32 protein-coding genes are annotated in these 17,428 nt (G+C 37.8%); 31 read left to right on the top strand and 1 reads right to left on the bottom strand.

All coding sequences use genetic code 11. The features are described 5' to 3' along the window. Positions 1-11: 11 nt before the first annotated feature. Complete coding sequence (locus FC77_RS00620; protein ID WP_056969527.1) at positions 12-707, bottom strand: prepilin peptidase; 696 nt, start codon at positions 705-707, stop codon at positions 12-14. A 186-nt stretch (positions 708-893) separates the two neighbouring features. On the opposite strand from FC77_RS00620, the gene rpsL reads away from it, so the two are divergent. From rpsL to FC77_RS00465, 31 genes are all read left to right on the top strand, one after another. Next, entirely contained in the window at positions 894-1,310 is a 417-nt protein-coding gene (rpsL, locus tag FC77_RS00615; protein ID WP_054681230.1) for a 30S ribosomal protein S12, read from the top strand. Continuing rightward, entirely contained in the window at positions 1,310-1,780 is a 471-nt protein-coding gene (rpsG, locus tag FC77_RS00610; protein WP_054681228.1) for a 30S ribosomal protein S7, read from the top strand. The genes rpsL and rpsG overlap by 1 nt, the downstream gene beginning before the upstream one ends. A gap of 32 nt (positions 1,781-1,812) precedes the next feature. After that, a complete protein-coding gene (fusA, locus tag FC77_RS00605; protein WP_056969525.1) occupies positions 1,813-3,918 on the top strand; it encodes an elongation factor G in 2,106 nt (701 codons plus the stop codon). Between the two features lie 317 nt (positions 3,919-4,235). Then, entirely contained in the window at positions 4,236-4,544 is a 309-nt protein-coding gene (gene rpsJ / locus FC77_RS00600; RefSeq protein ID WP_054681226.1) for a 30S ribosomal protein S10, read from the top strand. A 23-nt stretch (positions 4,545-4,567) separates the two neighbouring features. Further along, positions 4,568-5,206 (top strand): 50S ribosomal protein L3, encoded by a 639-nt coding sequence (gene rplC / locus FC77_RS00595; RefSeq protein ID WP_056969523.1) that lies wholly within the window; start codon positions 4,568-4,570, stop codon positions 5,204-5,206. Positions 5,207-5,220: 14 nt separating this feature from the next. Continuing rightward, positions 5,221-5,838 carry a 50S ribosomal protein L4 gene (gene rplD / locus FC77_RS00590; RefSeq protein ID WP_054681221.1) on the top strand — a complete coding sequence of 206 codons (618 nt, stop codon included), beginning with the start codon at positions 5,221-5,223 and terminating at the stop codon, positions 5,836-5,838. Continuing rightward, a complete protein-coding gene (gene rplW, locus FC77_RS00585; protein WP_056969521.1) occupies positions 5,838-6,158 on the top strand; it encodes a 50S ribosomal protein L23 in 321 nt (106 codons plus the stop codon). The genes rplD and rplW overlap by 1 nt, the downstream gene beginning before the upstream one ends. Positions 6,159-6,174: 16 nt before the next feature. After that, positions 6,175-7,011, top strand: coding sequence for a 50S ribosomal protein L2 (gene rplB, locus FC77_RS00580; protein ID WP_054681219.1), 837 nt, complete (start codon positions 6,175-6,177; stop codon positions 7,009-7,011). 19 nt (positions 7,012-7,030) lie between these two features. Beyond that, positions 7,031-7,321 (top strand): 30S ribosomal protein S19, encoded by a 291-nt coding sequence (gene rpsS / locus FC77_RS00575; RefSeq protein ID WP_056969519.1) that lies wholly within the window; start codon positions 7,031-7,033, stop codon positions 7,319-7,321. A 19-nt stretch (positions 7,322-7,340) separates the two neighbouring features. After that, positions 7,341-7,694, top strand: a complete 354-nt coding sequence (gene rplV, locus FC77_RS00570; protein WP_054681217.1) for a 50S ribosomal protein L22 — start codon at positions 7,341-7,343, stop codon at positions 7,692-7,694. 13 nt (positions 7,695-7,707) lie between these two features. Beyond that, positions 7,708-8,379 carry a 30S ribosomal protein S3 gene (gene rpsC / locus FC77_RS00565; protein WP_054681215.1) on the top strand — a complete coding sequence of 224 codons (672 nt, stop codon included), beginning with the start codon at positions 7,708-7,710 and terminating at the stop codon, positions 8,377-8,379. Further along, positions 8,379-8,819, top strand: coding sequence for a 50S ribosomal protein L16 (gene rplP / locus FC77_RS00560; RefSeq protein WP_054681212.1), 441 nt, complete (start codon positions 8,379-8,381; stop codon positions 8,817-8,819). Before rpsC ends, rplP begins: the two co-directional genes overlap by 1 nt. Continuing rightward, positions 8,809-9,006, top strand: a complete 198-nt coding sequence (gene rpmC, locus FC77_RS00555; RefSeq protein ID WP_056969517.1) for a 50S ribosomal protein L29 — start codon at positions 8,809-8,811, stop codon at positions 9,004-9,006. The genes rplP and rpmC overlap by 11 nt, the downstream gene beginning before the upstream one ends. Before the next feature lie 18 nt (positions 9,007-9,024). Next, positions 9,025-9,291 (top strand): 30S ribosomal protein S17, encoded by a 267-nt coding sequence (gene rpsQ / locus FC77_RS00550; RefSeq protein WP_056969515.1) that lies wholly within the window; start codon positions 9,025-9,027, stop codon positions 9,289-9,291. Positions 9,292-9,323: 32 nt separating this feature from the next. Beyond that, positions 9,324-9,692: a 50S ribosomal protein L14 gene (rplN, locus tag FC77_RS00545; protein ID WP_054681210.1), complete on the top strand. Its 369-nt coding sequence runs from the start codon at positions 9,324-9,326 to the stop codon at positions 9,690-9,692. 19 nt (positions 9,693-9,711) lie between these two features. Next, positions 9,712-9,975, top strand: a complete 264-nt coding sequence (rplX, locus tag FC77_RS00540) for a 50S ribosomal protein L24 (protein ID WP_054681208.1) — start codon at positions 9,712-9,714, stop codon at positions 9,973-9,975. A 14-nt stretch (positions 9,976-9,989) separates the two neighbouring features. Next, positions 9,990-10,532, top strand: coding sequence for a 50S ribosomal protein L5 (gene rplE, locus FC77_RS00535; protein ID WP_054681206.1), 543 nt, complete (start codon positions 9,990-9,992; stop codon positions 10,530-10,532). 12 nt (positions 10,533-10,544) lie between these two features. Next, on the top strand, positions 10,545-10,730 hold the full coding sequence (locus FC77_RS00530) for a type Z 30S ribosomal protein S14 (protein WP_056969513.1): 186 nt from the start codon (positions 10,545-10,547) through the stop codon (positions 10,728-10,730). Positions 10,731-10,754: 24 nt separating this feature from the next. Then, positions 10,755-11,153, top strand: coding sequence for a 30S ribosomal protein S8 (gene rpsH / locus FC77_RS00525; protein WP_054681204.1), 399 nt, complete (start codon positions 10,755-10,757; stop codon positions 11,151-11,153). 24 nt (positions 11,154-11,177) lie between these two features. Next, positions 11,178-11,708, top strand: a complete 531-nt coding sequence (rplF, locus tag FC77_RS00520; RefSeq protein WP_054681202.1) for a 50S ribosomal protein L6 — start codon at positions 11,178-11,180, stop codon at positions 11,706-11,708. A gap of 30 nt (positions 11,709-11,738) precedes the next feature. After that, positions 11,739-12,098, top strand: coding sequence for a 50S ribosomal protein L18 (rplR, locus tag FC77_RS00515; protein WP_054681201.1), 360 nt, complete (start codon positions 11,739-11,741; stop codon positions 12,096-12,098). Between the two features lie 16 nt (positions 12,099-12,114). Continuing rightward, entirely contained in the window at positions 12,115-12,618 is a 504-nt protein-coding gene (gene rpsE / locus FC77_RS00510) for a 30S ribosomal protein S5 (RefSeq protein ID WP_056969511.1), read from the top strand. Between the two features lie 16 nt (positions 12,619-12,634). Beyond that, on the top strand, positions 12,635-12,820 hold the full coding sequence (gene rpmD / locus FC77_RS00505) for a 50S ribosomal protein L30 (RefSeq protein ID WP_054681199.1): 186 nt from the start codon (positions 12,635-12,637) through the stop codon (positions 12,818-12,820). A 23-nt stretch (positions 12,821-12,843) separates the two neighbouring features. Then, positions 12,844-13,278, top strand: coding sequence for a 50S ribosomal protein L15 (gene rplO / locus FC77_RS00500; RefSeq protein WP_054681198.1), 435 nt, complete (start codon positions 12,844-12,846; stop codon positions 13,276-13,278). Next, a complete protein-coding gene (gene secY, locus FC77_RS00495; RefSeq protein ID WP_056969509.1) occupies positions 13,278-14,573 on the top strand; it encodes a preprotein translocase subunit SecY in 1,296 nt (431 codons plus the stop codon). The genes rplO and secY overlap by 1 nt, the downstream gene beginning before the upstream one ends. Before the next feature lie 9 nt (positions 14,574-14,582). Beyond that, positions 14,583-15,239 carry an adenylate kinase gene (locus FC77_RS00490; protein WP_056969507.1) on the top strand — a complete coding sequence of 219 codons (657 nt, stop codon included), beginning with the start codon at positions 14,583-14,585 and terminating at the stop codon, positions 15,237-15,239. A 66-nt stretch (positions 15,240-15,305) separates the two neighbouring features. After that, positions 15,306-15,527, top strand: coding sequence for a translation initiation factor IF-1 (infA, locus tag FC77_RS00485; RefSeq protein ID WP_034980408.1), 222 nt, complete (start codon positions 15,306-15,308; stop codon positions 15,525-15,527). 14 nt (positions 15,528-15,541) lie between these two features. Continuing rightward, positions 15,542-15,658 carry a 50S ribosomal protein L36 gene (gene rpmJ / locus FC77_RS00480; RefSeq protein ID WP_005721621.1) on the top strand — a complete coding sequence of 39 codons (117 nt, stop codon included), beginning with the start codon at positions 15,542-15,544 and terminating at the stop codon, positions 15,656-15,658. A 21-nt stretch (positions 15,659-15,679) separates the two neighbouring features. Continuing rightward, positions 15,680-16,030 carry a 30S ribosomal protein S13 gene (gene rpsM / locus FC77_RS00475; RefSeq protein ID WP_056969505.1) on the top strand — a complete coding sequence of 117 codons (351 nt, stop codon included), beginning with the start codon at positions 15,680-15,682 and terminating at the stop codon, positions 16,028-16,030. An 18-nt stretch (positions 16,031-16,048) separates the two neighbouring features. Continuing rightward, the gene (gene rpsK, locus FC77_RS00470; protein WP_054681195.1) at positions 16,049-16,432 is read left to right on the top strand and encodes a 30S ribosomal protein S11; all 384 of its coding nucleotides are present in this window, start codon (positions 16,049-16,051) and stop codon (positions 16,430-16,432) included. A gap of 45 nt (positions 16,433-16,477) precedes the next feature. Next, the gene (locus FC77_RS00465; RefSeq protein WP_056969503.1) at positions 16,478-17,416 is read left to right on the top strand and encodes a DNA-directed RNA polymerase subunit alpha; all 939 of its coding nucleotides are present in this window, start codon (positions 16,478-16,480) and stop codon (positions 17,414-17,416) included. Positions 17,417-17,428: the final 12 nt, after the last annotated feature.

The raw sequence follows: 17,428 nt of genomic DNA, 5'->3' as shown, positions 1-17,428 counted from the left end.
TGTAGCATTATTTAATGAATTAGTAATTGAAGGGTTAACCCAATAAAAATATAGGGGATGAATGCAACTTCTTTTCCTTTAAAATTGTCTTTATATTCTAAAAGAAAATGTATGATTAGAAAAATTGATGCAGACAGAAAGGTTAAATCTGCAAACTGTGGTTTGAAATAAAAAGCTAAGATTAGGTAAATGAATAGGTCGCCTGAACCTAATTTTTTATTAAGAACATAGTATGTTAAGAGAATTAAAATGGGTACAAATTCAATGTAATCTGCAATCCTATAAGAAGGGAATCTGTTGATTTCAGTGATTAAAGCTAAATAAATTGCTGGTACGAGCATAGCTAAATTAAATTCCATTTCTTCATAGTCGCAGATTGCTACTAATAATAGAGAGAATATGAGAATTGCATCTGCAATGCCACTTTTTTGATTAAAGGAAATATTGATGTATGCTAAACCGCCAATAATTTCGATTATCAATAATTTTATCGGGATAGGAGAATGGCAATAGCGGCATTTTCCTTTAAGAAGAAGGTAGGAAATGATTGGAATTTCATCAAGGAGGCTGAGTTCATAGCCGCAATAGTCGCATTTAGAACGTTTAAAAATAAAGTCTTCTTTCTCGAAGCGGTCAGAAATCACTGCTGCATGGGATGCTAAGCAACATCCAATAAAGAAATTAGTTAAAGAAAATAAAAATTTCATAGAATATACCTCATTAAATAAATACGTAAAAAATTTATTTTACTTTTTTACTTAAATAAAGTTTGCTTTATCTTCAGAATCGAGTACAATAGTTCTTGTATGTTTTGAAAAATTTATTCAGGAATCCAAAAAAAGAAACTCCTGGGTGTGTGAACAAAATAATCAATTTTTAGGAGGAAAAGTTTAATGCCAACAATTAATCAATTGGTAAGAAAAGGCCGTCATAGCAAGACGACTAAGTCAAAGTCACCAGCTTTAGACTATGGCTACAACAGTATGAAGAAGGAATTAGTATTCAACCCAGCACCACAAATGCGTGGAGTTGCTACTCGTGTGGGTACTATGACACCAAAGAAACCTAACTCAGCTTTACGTAAGTATGCTCGTGTTCGTCTTTCAAACTTAATTGAAGTAACAGCTTATATTCCAGGTGAGGGTCATAACTTACAGGAACACTCTGTTGTTTTAATTCGTGGTGGCCGTGTAAAGGACCTTCCTGGTGTTCGTTACCATATTGTTCGTGGTGCGCTTGATACTGCCGGTGTTGATGGCAGAAAACAAGGTCGTTCCAAGTACGGTGCAAAGAAAGAAGGAGATAAATAATGCCTAGAAAAGGACATGTAGCTAAAAGAGACGTTTTAGCGGATCCAGTTTATAACTCAAAACTTGTTACTAAGTTAATTAACCATTTAATGATTGATGGTAAAAGAGCCAAGGCATCTTCAATTCTTTACGATGCTTTTAACATTGTTAAAGATAAGACCGGCAAAGAACCTCTTGATGTTTTTGAAGAAGCCATGAATAATATTATGCCAGTTATGGAAGTTAGAGCTCGTCGTATTGGTGGTTCTAACTACCAAATCCCAGTTGAAGTACGTCCCGAAAGAAGAACTACTTTAGGCTTAAGATGGCTTGTTTCATATGCTCGTTTACGTAATGAACACACTATGGATGAACGCTTAGCTAATGAAATTATTGATGCTTCAAATAATACTGGTTCAGCAGTTAAGAAGCGTGAAGATGTTCACCGTATGGCTGAAGCTAACCGTGCATTTGCACATTATCGTTTCTAATCTAGTTCGTTATTTAAGGAGAGAAAAAATTTATGGCTAATAAGCGTGAATTTCCGTTAGCTAAGACACGTAATATTGGTATTATGGCCCACATTGATGCGGGTAAAACTACCACTACTGAACGTATCCTTTACTATACTGGTAAGATCCACAAGATTGGTGAAACCCATGAAGGTGACACCCAAATGGATTGGATGAGTGAAGAAAAAGAACGTGGTATTACCATTACTTCTGCTGCTACTACAGCTCAATGGAAAGACCACAGAATTAACATTATCGATACACCAGGACATGTTGATTTCACTATTGAAGTTGAACGTTCACTTCGTGTTCTTGATGGTGCCGTAACTGTACTTGATGCCCAAGCCGGTGTTGAACCACAGACTGAAAATGTATGGCGTCAAGCTGAAACTTACGGTGTTCCTCGTATAGTCTTTGTTAACAAGATGGACAAAGTCGGTGCTGATTTTGATTATTCTGTTAAGACTTTACACACAAGATTAAAGGCTAATGCACACGCTGTTCAAATGCCAATTGGTTCAGCGGATACTTTTGAAGGTGCTATTGACTTAATCAATATGAAAGCTGATATCTACGATGAAGATAAGCTTGGTTCAAAGTGGGATACTGTACCAGTTCCTGATAAGTATTTAGCTGACGCTAAGAAGCGTCGTGAGGAATTAGTTGAAGCCGTAGCTGACGTTGATGATGGCATCATGGATAAGTATTTGAACGGTGACAAGATTTCAATCGATGAACTAAAGGCAGCTATTCGTAAAGCTACTTTGAATTTGAAATTCTTCCCAGTGTTTGCTGGATCAGCATTTAAGAACAAGGGTGTTCAAATGCTTCTTGATGGTGTTATTGATTATTTACCATCACCATTAGACGTTAAGCCTTATGTTGCTCATGATCCTAAGACTGGTAAAGAAGTTGAACTAAAGGCTGATGACAGCAAACCATTTGCAGCTTTAGCATTTAAGATATCTAGTGACCCATTTGTAGGTCGTTTAACCTTCATTCGTGTTTATACTGGTTCACTTGAATCTGGTTCGTATGTTTTGAATGCATCAAAAGATAAACGTGAACGTGTAGGTCGTTTGCTTCAGATGCATGCTAACTCCAGAAAAGAAATTCCTGAAGTCTTCTCAGGTGATATTGCTGGTGCTATTGGTTTGAAGAATACGACTACGGGTGACTCATTAACTGATCCTGACCATCCACTGATTTTGGAAAGTTTGAAAGTTCCAGATCCAGTTATCCAAGTTTCAATTGAACCCAAATCAAAGGCTGACCGTGATAAGCTTGATATTGCTTTGCAAAAGTTAACTGAAGAGGATCCAACCTTTAAAGCTGAAACTAATCCTGAAACTGGCCAAACCTTAATTGCCGGCATGGGGGAGCTTCACTTACAAATCATGGTTGAACGTATGAAGCGTGAATTCCACGTTGAAGTTGAGATTGGTGAACCACAAGTTGCTTATCGTGAAACCTTTACTAAAGAAGCCAAGGCTCAAGGTAAGTTCGTTCGTCAGTCAGGTGGTAAAGGTCAATATGGTGATGTTTGGATCGACTTTATTCCAAATGATCGGGGTAAAGGTTACGAGTTTGAAGATGCCATTGTTGGTGGTGTTGTACCTCGTGAGTTCATTCCTTCAGTTGATCAAGGATTACAAGAAGCTATGAAGAATGGTATTCTTGCTGGTTATCCATTAATTGATGTTAAGGCTAAGCTTTATGATGGTAGTTACCATGAAGTCGATTCATCTGAAGCTGCCTTTAAAGTTGCCGCTTCACTTGCTCTGAGGAATGCTGCACCTAAAGCTGGTGCCGTAATTCTAGAGCCAATTATGAAGGTTCAAGTAATTACACCTGAAGAATACTTAGGTGATGTCATGGGTTCAATCACTGCTCGTCGTGGTACGATTGATAACATGCAAGACCGTGCAGGAGCTAAAGTATTAAATTCCATGGTTCCACTTGCTGAGATGTTTGGATATGCAACAACTTTGCGTTCATCAACTCAGGGTCGTGGTACTTTCACAATGGTATTTGATCACTACTCACCAACACCTAAGTCAATTCAAGAAAAAATTATTAAGAAGCGTGGTGGAGACACAGACGCTGATGATAAATAATATTTTTCAATGTTAATTTAATTTATTTATTATAAAAGTTTAAAACAATTTAAGTTTTAATCGAGCTATTGGTAAAGCCAATAGCTCTTTTTTGTTCAAAAAAAGTAAATAAAATGCCCTAAGTCCTTGATATTTAAGCTTGTACCAAGTACAATAGTCTTTGTGCATTTAGGGGATTAGTATGCCCTATTGTCACAATTGTTGTAAAGCGTTGAAGCAAAAGGTTGCGGCACACCAGGCTGCATTGCCACGGAAGTGTGCGGGGAATTTTTGCTTAGCTAGTCATCTTTAAAAGAAGACGTTAAGGAGGTAATTCAATGGCAAGTCAATCAATTCGTATAAGACTTAAGTCATACGAACACGGTATTCTCGATGAATCGGCTGCTAAGATTGTAGCTACAGCGAAGAGAACAGGTGCAGAAATTTCTGGACCAGTTCCTCTTCCAACAGAAAGGGTTTTGTTCACTGTTCTTCGTTCACCACACAAGAACAAGGACTCACGTGAACAATTTGAAATGCGTACGCATAAGCGTTTAATCGATATTTTAAGTCCAACACCTAAAACTGTTGATTCATTAATGAAGCTTGATCTTCCAAGCGGAGTAGATATCGAAGTTAAACTGTAATTTAAATAGAAAGAGGTGTAATCATGACCAAAGGAATCTTAGGAAGAAAAGTTGGTATGACTCAAATCTTCACTAAAGATGGTATCCTTGTTCCTGTAACTGTTGTTGAAGCAACTCCTAACATTGTTATGCAAGTTAAGACGGTTGAATCAGACGGTTATGAAGCAGTTCAACTAGGTTATCAAGATAAACGTGATGTTTTGAGCAACAAACCGGAAAAAGGTCATGCTGCAAAAGCAAAGACTTCGCCTAAGCGCTTCATTCGGGAAATCCGCGGTGTTGAGCTTAAGAATTATGAAGTCGGCTCAAAAGTTACTGTGGACACATTTAAGGAAGGTGACGCTGTAAACGTTACTGGAATTACAAGAGGTCATGGATACCAAGGTAACATTAGACGTTGGGGCCAAAGTAGAGGTCCAGAAGCCCACGGTTCAAGATACCACAGAGTACCAGGTTCAATGGGTTCAATTATTAACCGTGTACCTAAAGGTAAGCATTTACCAGGACACATGGGTGTCAAGAGAGTTACCATTGAGAATTTAGTAATTGAAAAAGTTGTTGCAGATAAAAACGTATTATTGATTAAAGGCAACGTTCCAGGTGCCAAGAATTCATTAATTACTGTTAAGTCTGCTCATAATTCTACTAAAGCTAAGAAATAGGAAGGAGGACTAGAATGGCTAATTTAAAAGTTATCGATCAAAACGGTAAAGATTCAGGTAAAGTTACACTGAGTGATGATGTATTTGGCATTAAGCCCAATGAAAGTGTAGTTTTTGATGCTATCATCAGACAAAGAGCTGGTAAGCGTCAAGGTACCTCAAAAGTTAAGAATAGATCTGCCGTTCGCGGTGGTGGTAAGAAGCCATGGAGACAAAAGGGTACTGGTCGTGCTCGTCAAGGCTCTATTAGATCACCACAATGGCGCGGCGGTGGAACCGTATTTGGCCCGACTCCACGTTCTTATGCATATTCTATGCCGAGGAAACAACGTCGTTTGGCTATCAAGTCAGTTCTTTCCCAAAAATTGATTGATAAAGATTTAATTGTATTAGATAAGTTGACTATGTCAGCTCCTAAAACTAAGGATTTTGTATCAATGTTAAGTGATTTAAATGTTGAAGGTAAAGTTTTAGTTGTTTCTGACGACAAGAACGTACAACTTTCTGCAAGAAACTTAACGAATGCTAAAGTCGTTCCAGTTAATGGCTTGAATGTTGAGGATGCAGTTAACTACGAAAAGTTAATTTTGACTCAAGATGCTGTGAAGAATATTGAGGAGGTTTTGGCTTAATGGATGCACGCGATATTATTTTAAGACCAGTCGTTACTGAAAAGTCCACGAATTTAATGGATGATAAAAAGTACACTTTCGACGTGCTTTTAGATGCTACCAAAACTCAAATTCGTAACGCGGTTGAAGAAATCTTTGATGTTAAAGTAAAAAAAGTTAATGTTATGAATGTACGTGGTCAAGATAAAAGAGTAGGTCGTTACTCTGGTAAGACTGCTCGTCGTAGAAAAGCTATTGTTACTTTGACTGAAGATTCAAATGACATTAAGTTTTTTCAAGACGAAAAACAAGACAACAAAGATAAAAAAGAGAAAAAGTAATAGGAGGGTCAGTTAATTGGCTATTAGAATTTATAAGCCAACCACAAATGGTCGCCGTAATATGACTTCTTCCGACTTTGCTGAGATTACTAAGAGTAAGCCAGAACAGACCTTACTTGAATCACAATCACATACTGCAGGTCGAAATTCATATGGTCATATTACTACTAGACATCGTGGTGGTGGTCATAAACAAAAGTACCGTATTATTGACTTCAAACGTAATAAAGATAATACAAAAGCTGTTGTAAAATCTATTGAATACGATCCAAACAGAACCGCAAATATTGCATTATTGCATTATACCGATGGTACTAAGACTTATATTTTGGCACCTAAAGGTCTAAAAGTTGGAGACATTCTTCAATCAGGTGATTCAGTGGATATTAAAATTGGTAATGCTTTACCATTAAAGAATATTCCTACTGGTACACCAATTCACAATATTGAATTGAGACCTGGTAAAGGTGGACAACTTGTTAGAAGTGCTGGTACAAGTGCTCAAGTATTGGGTAATGATGGTAACTACACTTTGGTTAAGTTACAAAGTGGCGAAGTTCGTAAGGTTTTGTCAGCTTGTCGTGCTACCATTGGTGTTGTTGGTAATGAACAACACTCATTAATCCAATTAGGTAAAGCTGGTCGTAAGCGTTGGTTAGGCAAGCGTCCTCAATCTCGTGGATCAGTAATGAACCCTAACGATCACCCACATGGTGGTGGTGAAGGTAAGGCACCTGTTGGTCGTCCACAACCTATGACCCCTTGGGGTAAAAAGGCTCGTGGTATTAAGACTAGAAGTGTCAAGAAAGCCAGCGAGAGATTAATTATTCGTCACCGTAAAGGTAGTAAGTAATAGAAGGAGGGTTTAATTAATGAGCCGTAGTATTAAAAAAGGGCCTTTTGCTGATGCATCTTTGTTAAAGAAGGTTAATGCACAAGCAAAGTCAGATAAAAAACAAGTTATTAAGACTTGGTCACGTCGTTCAACTATTTTTCCTTCCTTTGTTGGTTTGACTATAGCTGTTCACGATGGTAGAAAACATGTCCCAGTTTATATAACTGAAGATATGGTAGGTCATAAGTTGGGCGAATTTGTTCCAACTAGAACTTTCCATGGCCATGGAACTACCGAAGACAAGGCCACAGCACCAGTTCAATCATAGAGAGAGGAGAAACATCTAAATGGCAGAACAAATTAGTTCAGCTAAGGCTGAAGCAAGGACTGTTCGCATCGCTCCAAGAAAAGCTCGATTAGTCGTTGATTTAATTCGTGGCAAGAGCGTTGCTGAAGCATTAGCAATCTTGGAATTTACGTCTAGAGCTGCTTCCCCAATCGTTGAAAAAGTTTTGCGTTCAGCTATTGCTAACGCAGAACACAACTACGATCTTGAAAGTGCTAATCTTTACGTATCTGAAGCATACGTAAACGAAGGTGCAACTTTGAAGAGATTTCGTCCTCGTGCTAAAGGCATGGCTTCTCCAATTAATAAGAGAACTAGTCATGTAGTTGTAGTAGTTTCAGAAAAGAACGATTAAGGGAGGTATATTAATGGGTCAAAAGATTAACCCAAATGGTTTCCGTCTTGGCGTAATTCGCGATTGGGAATCAAAATGGTATGCTGACAGGGGATATAAAGATACTTTAAATGAAGATTTACGTATTAGAAGATTCATTTCTAAGAAGCTAAAAGACGCCTCTGTTTCTACTGTTGAAATTGAGCGTGCAGCAAATAGAATCAATATTTCAATTAACACTTCTAAACCAGGTATGGTAATTGGAAAAGGTGGTTCTGAAGTTGAAGCATTAAGAAAACAATTAAATGCTTTAACTAAGAAGCAAGTACACGTAAATATTGTTGAAATTAAGAAACCAGATCTTGATGCTAAATTAGTAGCTGATGGTATTGCTCGTCAACTGGAAGCTCGTATTGCTTTTAGACGTGCTATGCGTCAGGCTACTCAAAGAACTATGCGTGCCGGTGCGGAAGGAATCAGAGTACAAACCTCTGGTCGTTTAAACGGTGCCGACATGGCTAGAAGAGAATGGCATACTGAAGGTCGAGTTCCATTACAAACTTTAAGAGCTGATATTGACTTTGCTTGGGTCAATGCATTCACTACTTATGGTGAAATTGGTGTCCAAGTATGGATCAATCGTGGTGAAATCTTACCAAGTAAGAATAAGAAAGCCACGAAAACAGTGAAGGGAGGAAAGAAATAATGCCTTTAGTACCAAAACGAGTAAAACACCGTCGTGAATTTCGTGGTAAAATGCGTGGTGCTGCTAAAGGTGGTAAAACCATTGCCTTTGGAGACTATGGTTTAAAAGCCCTCGAATCACACTGGATTACTACTCAACAAATTGAAGCTGCCCGTGTTGCAATGACACGTTACATGAAACGTGGCGGTAAAGTTTGGGTTAGAATTTTCCCTCAAAAATCATATACTGCTAAAGGTGTTGGTGTACGTATGGGTTCCGGTAAAGGTGCACCAGCAGGCTGGGTAGCTGTAGTTAAGAGAGAAAAGATTTTATTTGAAATTGGTGGCGTTGATGAAGCAACAGCTCGTGAAGCTTTAAGACTTGCTTCAACTAAGTTACCTATCAAATGTAAATTTGTGACTAAAAGTTCGGAAGTAGGTGGCAATTCTAATGAAGGCTAAGGATATCAGGGCATTAACCACTGATCAAATGTTAGACAAGGAAAAGCAATATAAAAAAGAACTTTTTAATTTGCGTTTCCAACAAGCAACGGGTCAATTAGAAAATACCGCTCGCTTGAGCAAAGTTCGCAAGAATATCGCTAGAATTAAAACAATTCTCAGCGAAAAAGCGTTAGAAAAAAATTAATGGAAGGGAGTTATTAACTTGAGCGAATCAACTGAAAGAAATCATCGTCACGTATATCAGGGCCGAGTAATTTCAGATAAGATGGACAAAACTATTACAGTTGTTGTTGATACTTATAAGAATCACCCTATTTACAAGAAGCGCATTAGATACTCAAAGAAGTATTATGCACAAGACGAAAATAATGAAGCTAAAGTTGGCGATACTGTTCGTATCATGGAAACCCGTCCATTATCTCGTACAAAACGCTTCCGTTTAGTTAAAATTGTTAAGAAATCTGTTTAATTTTGCGGATTTAGTGTGGGGAGGATTACATAGTGATTCAAAACGAATCCCGTTTAAAGGTTGCTGATAACTCTGGTGCCAGAGAACTTTTGGTCATCCGAGTCTTAGGCGGATCAAGACGTAGGACTGGTAATATTGGTGACGTAGTAGTAGCTACTGTTAAACAAGCAACACCAGGTGGCGTTGTCAAAAAAGGTGACATCGTAAAAGCTGTCATTGTTAGAACAAAATCAGGTGCACGTCGTGAAGATGGTTCATACATCAAATTCGATGAAAATGCTGCCGTAATTATTAATGCTGACAAGAGCCCACGTGGTACACGTATTTTTGGGCCAGTTACACGTGAATTGCGTAAGCATGATTTTATGAAAATCGTCTCTCTTGCCCCTGAAGTCATATAATTGTTAGTGAGGTGCACTGATGTTTGTTAAAACTGGTGACAAGGTAAAAGTTATAGCTGGAAAAGATAAAGGCAAAGAAGGTAATGTTCTTTCTGTTGACGTTAAAAATGACCGTGTGGTTGTTAAGGGCGTTCACAAGATCAAGAAACACCAAAAGCCTTCACAAACTAACGCAAAGGGTGGAGTAGTTGAATCTGAAGGTTCAATTCATGCATCAAACGTTAAGGTTATCTCAAAGGCTGAAAATAAGAAAACTGAAAACAAGAAGAATAAGAAGAAATAGAGGGGAGGACACAAATGGCAAGTTATTTAGCTCAAGAATATAAAGAAAAAGTTGTTCCTGCATTACAAGATAAATTTAATTATGATTCAAGTATGCAAGTACCAAAGGTTGCAAAGATCGTATTGAACATGGGTGTTGGTGACGCAGTTTCCAATGCAAAGAACCTAGATGAAGCAGTTAATGAATTAACCTTGATCTCAGGTCAAAAACCACTGGTTACTAAAGCCAAGGAATCAATTGCTAACTTCCGTTTACGTGAAGGTATGTCTATTGGTGCTAAGGTTACTCTTAGAAGAGATAGAATGTATGATTTCTTATACAAGTTAATCAATGTTTCTCTCCCACGTGTTCGTGACTTCCGTGGTGTTTCAACCCGTTCATTTGATGGTCGTGGTAATTACACTTTGGGTATTAAAGAACAATTGATTTTCCCAGAAATCGACTTTGATAAAGTTAACCGCACTAGAGGTTTGGATGTTGTTATCGTTACTACTGCCAAGACTGATGAAGAAGCTCGTGAACTTTTAAGTCAATTTGGTATGCCGTTTGCAAAATAATGGAGGACATTAATGGCTAAAACATCACAAAAAATTAGAAATCGTCGTCCTGCTAAATTTTCTTCACGTGAATACACTCGGTGTGAGAGATGTGGTCGTCCACGTTCCGTATATCGTAAGTTTGGTTTATGCCGTATTTGCTTAAAAGATTTAGCACACAAGGGTCAAATCCCAGGACTTAGAAAAGCTAGTTGGTAGTATACGGTTAGGAGGATAGCATAAATGGTCATGACAGATCCGATCGCAGATTACTTGACTAGAATTAGAAATGCCAATATGGCAAAACATGATTCAGTTGAAATTCCTGCATCAAATATTAAAAAATCCATTTCAGAAATTTTGAAACGCGAAGGTTTTATTCGGGATTACGAAATTACTGATGATAATAAACAAGGCGTTATCAAGATTTTCTTGAAATACGGTCCAAACGGAGAACGTGTCATTTCAGGATTAAAGAGAATTTCTAAGCCAGGTCTTAGAAATTACGTTAGTTCTGAAAACTTACCTAAAGTTCTTAATGGTTTAGGTATTGCCATCGTTTCTACTTCTGCTGGTGTTATTACCGACAAAGAAGCTAGAGAAAAAGACGTTGGCGGTGAAGTTGTCGCTTACGTTTGGTAATTCTGACAGAAAGGAGAACAATCAATGAGCCGTATAGGTTTAAAAACAATTGTAGTCCCTGGCAGTGTCACTGTTACCAAGAAAGGTGACAATCTTACTGTTAAGGGCCCAAAGGGCGAATTAACTAGATATTTCGATCCTAGAATTACTTTTGCACAAAAAGATGGCAAGATTAATTTTTCACGTTCAAATGAAAATGATAAGCCACTTCATGGTACAGAAAGAGCTAATTTAGCATCTATGATCGAGGGTGTAGTTAAAGGCTATAAGAAGACTTTAAAGTTAGTTGGTGTTGGTTACCGTGCACAAGCACAAGGTGACAAATTAACTTTGAATGTTGGATATTCTCACCCAGTTGTATTGACTGCACCAAAAGGTGTCAATGTTAAAACTTCTTCAGCAACTGATATTGAAGTAAGTGGCATTTCAAAACAAAATGTTGGTCAATTTGCAGCTGAAATCCGCGATGTACGTCCACCTGAGCCTTATAAAGGTAAAGGTATTCGTTATACTAATGAATATGTACGTCGTAAGGAAGGTAAGACAGGTAAATAATAATTAATTAAATTTTTTTGAGGTGAAATTGTGATTTCTAAACCAGATAAAAACAGATTACGCTTGAAGCGTCATAGACGTATTCGTAGCAAGATTTCTGGTACTGCTGAGCGCCCACGCTTAAGCATTTTTCGTTCAAACAAAAACATCTACGCTCAATTAATTGATGACGTAGCGGGTGTAACGCTAGCAAGTGCCTCAACTTTGGACAAATCTGTATCTAAAGATGCAAACAAAGTAGACCAAGCTGCTGCTGTTGGTAAAGCAATTGCTAAAGCAGCAAAGGCTAAGAATATTTCAAACATTGTATTTGATAGAAGTGGTTACTTATACCACGGCCGTATTTCAGCTTTGGCAGATGCCGCTCGTGAAAACGGATTAGATTTCTAGGAAAGGAGAATAATACATGGCAAACCGCAACGATTCTCGTAATAATCGTAGAAAAAAGGACGATATCGAAGATCAGTTAGTAGCAATTAATCGTGTCACCAAGGTTGTTAAAGGTGGACAACGAATGAGATTTGCTGCTTTGGTAATTGTTGGCGACAAAAAGGGTCGTGTAGGCTTTGGTACTGGTAAAGCTCAAGAAGTCCCAGAAGCAATCCGTAAAGCCGTTGATAATGGTAAAAAGAGAATGATTAATGTTCCTAAAGTTGGAACAACTATTCCCCACCAAGTTATTGGTCATTATGGCTCAGGCAGTATTTTGTTCAAGCCTGCTGAAGCTGGTTCTGGTGTTACTGCTGGTGGTGCCGTACGTATCGTTATGGATATGGCTGGTATTACCGATGTTACTTCAAAGTCACTTGGTTCAAACACTCCAATCAATGTTGTTCGCGCAACTATGGATGGATTAAAGAAGCTTAGAACAAGTGAAGAGATTGATAAGCTTCGCCAAACTAAGGACTAGATTAGGGAGATTATAGATGACTGATTTAAAAGTTACTTTAATTAGAAGTGTTGCGCACCGTCTGCCTAACCAAAAGAAAGTTGTTAAAGCTCTTGGTTTGGGTAGAGTAAGTAGTACTGTTGTCCTTCCGGACAATGCTGCAACTCGTGGTGCATTAATGAAAATTGCTCACTTAATCTCTGTTGAAGAGATTAAGAAATAGTTTATCAAGGAGGTGCCGATTTAATGAAGCTTCAAGAATTACATGCTGCAGAAGGTTCACGTAGCGCTAGAAAGCGTGTTGGGCGTGGTACTTCAAGCGGTTTCGGTAAAACTGCTGGACGTGGTCAAAAAGGTCAATTAGCCCGTGGTTATACTCGTTTAGGTTTTGAAGGTGGTCAAATGCCATTATTCAGAACTATGCCTAAACGTGGTTTTAAGAACGTTAATCGTAAAGAATATGCAATTATAAATTTAGATGACTTAAACAAGTTTAAAGATGGTAGTGAAGTCACTATCAAAGATCTTAAGGATAATGGCTTGGTAAAGAAAGAATTATCAGGCGTTAAATTACTTGCTAACGGTGAATTGAAAGTTAAGTTAAACGTAAAGGTTAATAAAGTTTCCGCAGCTGCTAAGAAAGCAGTTGAAGCCGCTGGCGGAACTGTTGAGGTGATCTAATGTTTTCGACCTTGAAGAACGCCTTTAAGGATAAAGAAATTAGAAATAAGATTTATTTTACTCTCTTTATTCTTTTGCTATATCGCATCGGTGCAAATATTATTGTTCCGGGTGTTAATGCAAAAGCGATCACTCAGGTTGCACAAACTGGTTTAGTTCCAATGCTGGATACTGTATCTGGTGGTGGACTAGATAATTATTCAATCTTTTCATTAGGTGTTTCTCCATATATTACAGCGCAAATTGTTATTCAATTGTTGCAAATGGATATTGTTCCAACCTTGGTTGAATGGGGAAAACAAGGTGAAGTTGGTCGGCGTAAGACCAATCAAGTTACAAGATGGCTTACATTATTTGTGGCTTTTGTACAGAGTATTGGTATTACGCTTGGTTTTAACGCTTTAACCCAGATGGGTTTAGTTAAAACGCAAACACCACAAACTTACATTGAAATAGCTGTCATTATGACGGCCGGGACCATGTTGTTGAGCTGGCTTGGTGATGAAATCACTGATAAAGGCTTAGGCAATGGTATATCAGTAATTATTTTTGCTGGTATTATTGCTCGATTGCCGGCAGGTTTGTGGCAAGTCTTTAAAGAAGGAGTTATTAACAATAGCTCTAGTGATCGTTGGCAAGGTATTTTGTTCTTCATCGCGATTATCGTTGCAATTCTTATCGTAACGCAGTTAGTTACATGGGTAGAACAAGCTGATCGTCGTATTCCAATTCAATACACAAGAAGAGCAACTGTCAGTGGCTCTGAAAGTTTTCTACCATTGAAGGTCAATGTTTCTGGAGTTATTCCAGTAATTTTTGCGAGTTCGTTTATTATTACACCAGCAACGATTTTAATGGCCTTTCAAAAATCTCAGGGTGATCAGCAGTGGTTTAAAGTTTTAACTAATATTTTTAGCTTACAAACTACACCTGGAGTTATCATTTATACACTCTTAATTATTTTGTTTACTTTCTTCTATGCTTTTGTTCAGGTTAACCCTGAGAAGCTAGCTAAGAATTTACAAAAGCAAGGTGCATACATTCCAAGTATTTGGCCAGGTAAAGACACTCAAGATTACATTTCTAAACTATTGATAAGGTTATCAACTGTTGGTTCAGTATTCTTAGGATTAGTTGCGTTGTTACCACAATTAGCTACTAATTTCTGGAATTTGCCTAGTTCAATTGGTTTAGGTGGGACAAGTCTTTTAATTGTTATTGGAGTTGTCCTAGAATTATCTCGTCAAATTAATGGATTATTAATGAAGCGAGAATATGTTGGATTCATCAGATAGGAATAGATAATGATTAACTTAATTCTTTTAGGTTTGCCAGGTGCCGGTAAAGGTACTGCATCTGAGCGAATCGTTGATAAATATCACTTAACTCATATTTCAACTGGAGATATGTTTAGGGAAGCAATGGCTAACAAGACTAAAGTTGGGCTTGAAGCTAAGAGTTATATTGATAAAGGTAATTTGGTACCTGACAAGGTTACTGCAAAGTTAGTAGAGGAACGTTTAGGACAGCCTGATATTAAAAATGGTTATATTCTAGATGGTTTTCCAAGAACTACGGTTCAAGCTGAATTACTAGAAGGTATTACTAAGCGACTCAATAAGCCTTTAACAAATGTTATTTCACTTGAAGTAAATGAAAAAACTTTAATTAAGCGTTTGTCAGCTCGCTTTATGTGTAAAAATTGCGGTGCCACTTACAACAAAATCTCTAAGATGCCTAAAGTAAAGAACACTTGTGATCGTTGTGGTGGACATGAATTTTATCAACGTGAAGATGATAAACCTGAAGTAGTTAAGAATCGTCTTAAAGTTAATGAGAAAATGAATACCCCATTAAAGGATTTCTATCAAAAGAAAGGTTTGTTGACTGTGATTAATGGTGAACAAACTCCAGAAAAAGTTTTTGAAGATATAGACACAGTACTAAGTAATAATCAATAATTTGTATATTTACTCGTACGTGTTATAATTTCAAAGTGTGACTGTTTTAATTGCGGAGGAACAACTTTGGCAAAAGATGATGTCATTGAAGTAAAAGGTAAGGTAGTTGATACCTTACCTAATGCTATGTTTAAAGTTGAATTGGAAAATGGAGCTGTTATCTTAGCACATGTTTCCGGTAAAATTAGAATGCATTATATTCGTATTTTACCAGGAGACCGTGTGACGGTTGAACTCTCTCCATACGATTTGACAAAAGGTAGAATTACGTATCGATTTATAAAATAATAACGGAGGCAAACATGAAGGTTAGACCATCTGTTAAACCAATGTGTGAACATTGTAAAGTTATTAAAAGACATGGGCGTGTAATGGTTATTTGTTCAGCAAATCCAAAGCACAAGCAACGTCAAGGTTAAATTAAATAGGAGGTGCAATTTATGGCACGTATTGCTGGTGTTGACTTACCAAGAGATAAAAGAATAGTTGTCGCTCTGACATATATTTATGGTATTGGTGATTCAACAGCTAAGAAAATTTGTGCAGATTCTGGCGTTTCTGAAGATATACGTTCAAAAGACTTAACTCCAGAAAACCAAGAAAAACTCCGCACAGAAGTTGATAAATATCGTGTTGAAGGTGACTTGCGTCGTCAAGTTAGCATGAACATTAAGCGGTTAGTTGATATTGGTTCTTACCGTGGTATGCGTCACCGCCGTGGACTTCCAGTTCGTGGTCAAAATACCCAAAATAATGCCCGTACTCGTAAGGGCACTAAAAAGAATAAATAATTATAAGGAGGTTTATTGATGCCTAAAACAGCACGTAAGCGTCGTGTGAAGAAGCATGTCGAAAAAGGCGTTGCTCATATTCACTCTACGTTTAATAATACTTTAGTCATGATTACTGACATTCAAGGTAACGCAGTTGCCTGGTCTTCAGCCGGTGCATTAGGTTTTAAGGGTAGTCGTAAGTCTACTCCGTTTGCAGCACAAATGGCAGCTGAAGCAGCCGCTAAGAGTGCCATGGACCAAGGCATGAAACACATAGAAGTTTCTGTTAAGGGACCAGGTGCCGGTCGTGAATCTGCAATTAGATCACTTCAAGCTACAGGGCTTGAAATCACTGCAATTCGTGATGTTACGCCGGTACCACATAATGGTTCTAGACCACCAAAACGTCGTCGTGTTTAATTTTGTTCTTAATAAAGGACGTTACGTTTTGAAAGGGGCCTAGTAATGATTGAATTTGAAAAACCAAATATTACCGTTGTTGAGCAAGAAGATTCCTACGGTAAATTTGTTGTTGAACCACTTGAACGAGGCTTTGGTACTACTTTAGGTAATTCATTACGTAGAGTTTTACTTACATCTATACCAGGTACTGGACTTGTCTATGTTCAAATTGATGGTGTCTTACACGAGTTCTCAACAGTTCCTGGCGTCAGAGAAGATGTAGCTAAGATGATTCTGAATCTGAAGAAACTTGAATTAAAGTGTCTTTCAGATGATCAAAAGATCATTGAATTGGACGTTGAAGGTCCGGCTACTGTAACTGCTGATGATCTTAAGGCTGACGCAGATGTAGAGGTCTTAAATCCAGATCAATATATTTGTACCATTGCTGAAGGTGGTCACTTACATATGCAAATTGCGGTTAGAAAAGGCCGTGGTTATGTTACTGCAAGTGATAACAAGAGTGATGATATGCCGATTGGTGTTATCCCAGTTGATTCTCTTTTTTCACCAATTAAAAAGGTTAATTACCAGGTTGAGTCAACTCGTGTTGGTAAGAGAGATGATTTTGACAAGCTCACTTTAGAGATTTGGACTGATGGTTCAATCAAGCCTAATGACGCCCTTAGTTTTGCTGCTAAGATTTTGGTAGCACACTTTAAAGTGTTCGAAACTGCTGATGCAGATACTAAATTCAATGATGTAATGGTAGAAAAAGAGGACGATAAGAAGGAAAAGAAGCTTGAGATGACTATCGAAGAGCTTGATCTTTCTGTTCGTTCATATAACTGCTTAAAGCGAGCAGGCATTAATACTCTGCAAGAGTTAACTGATAAGACCGAAGCAGATATGATGCGTGTACGTAATTTGGGACGTAAATCATTGGAAGAAGTTAAAAACAAATTAGCTGACTTAGGACTTTCCCTTCGTCAAGAAGATTAACTTAAGTAGGTA

Origin of the sequence: Lactobacillus acetotolerans DSM 20749 = JCM 3825 (assembly GCF_001436775.1) — a bacterium.
Lineage (GTDB): Bacteria > Bacillota > Bacilli > Lactobacillales > Lactobacillaceae > Lactobacillus > Lactobacillus acetotolerans.
This window is presented reverse-complemented; position numbering and strand designations above follow the sequence as displayed.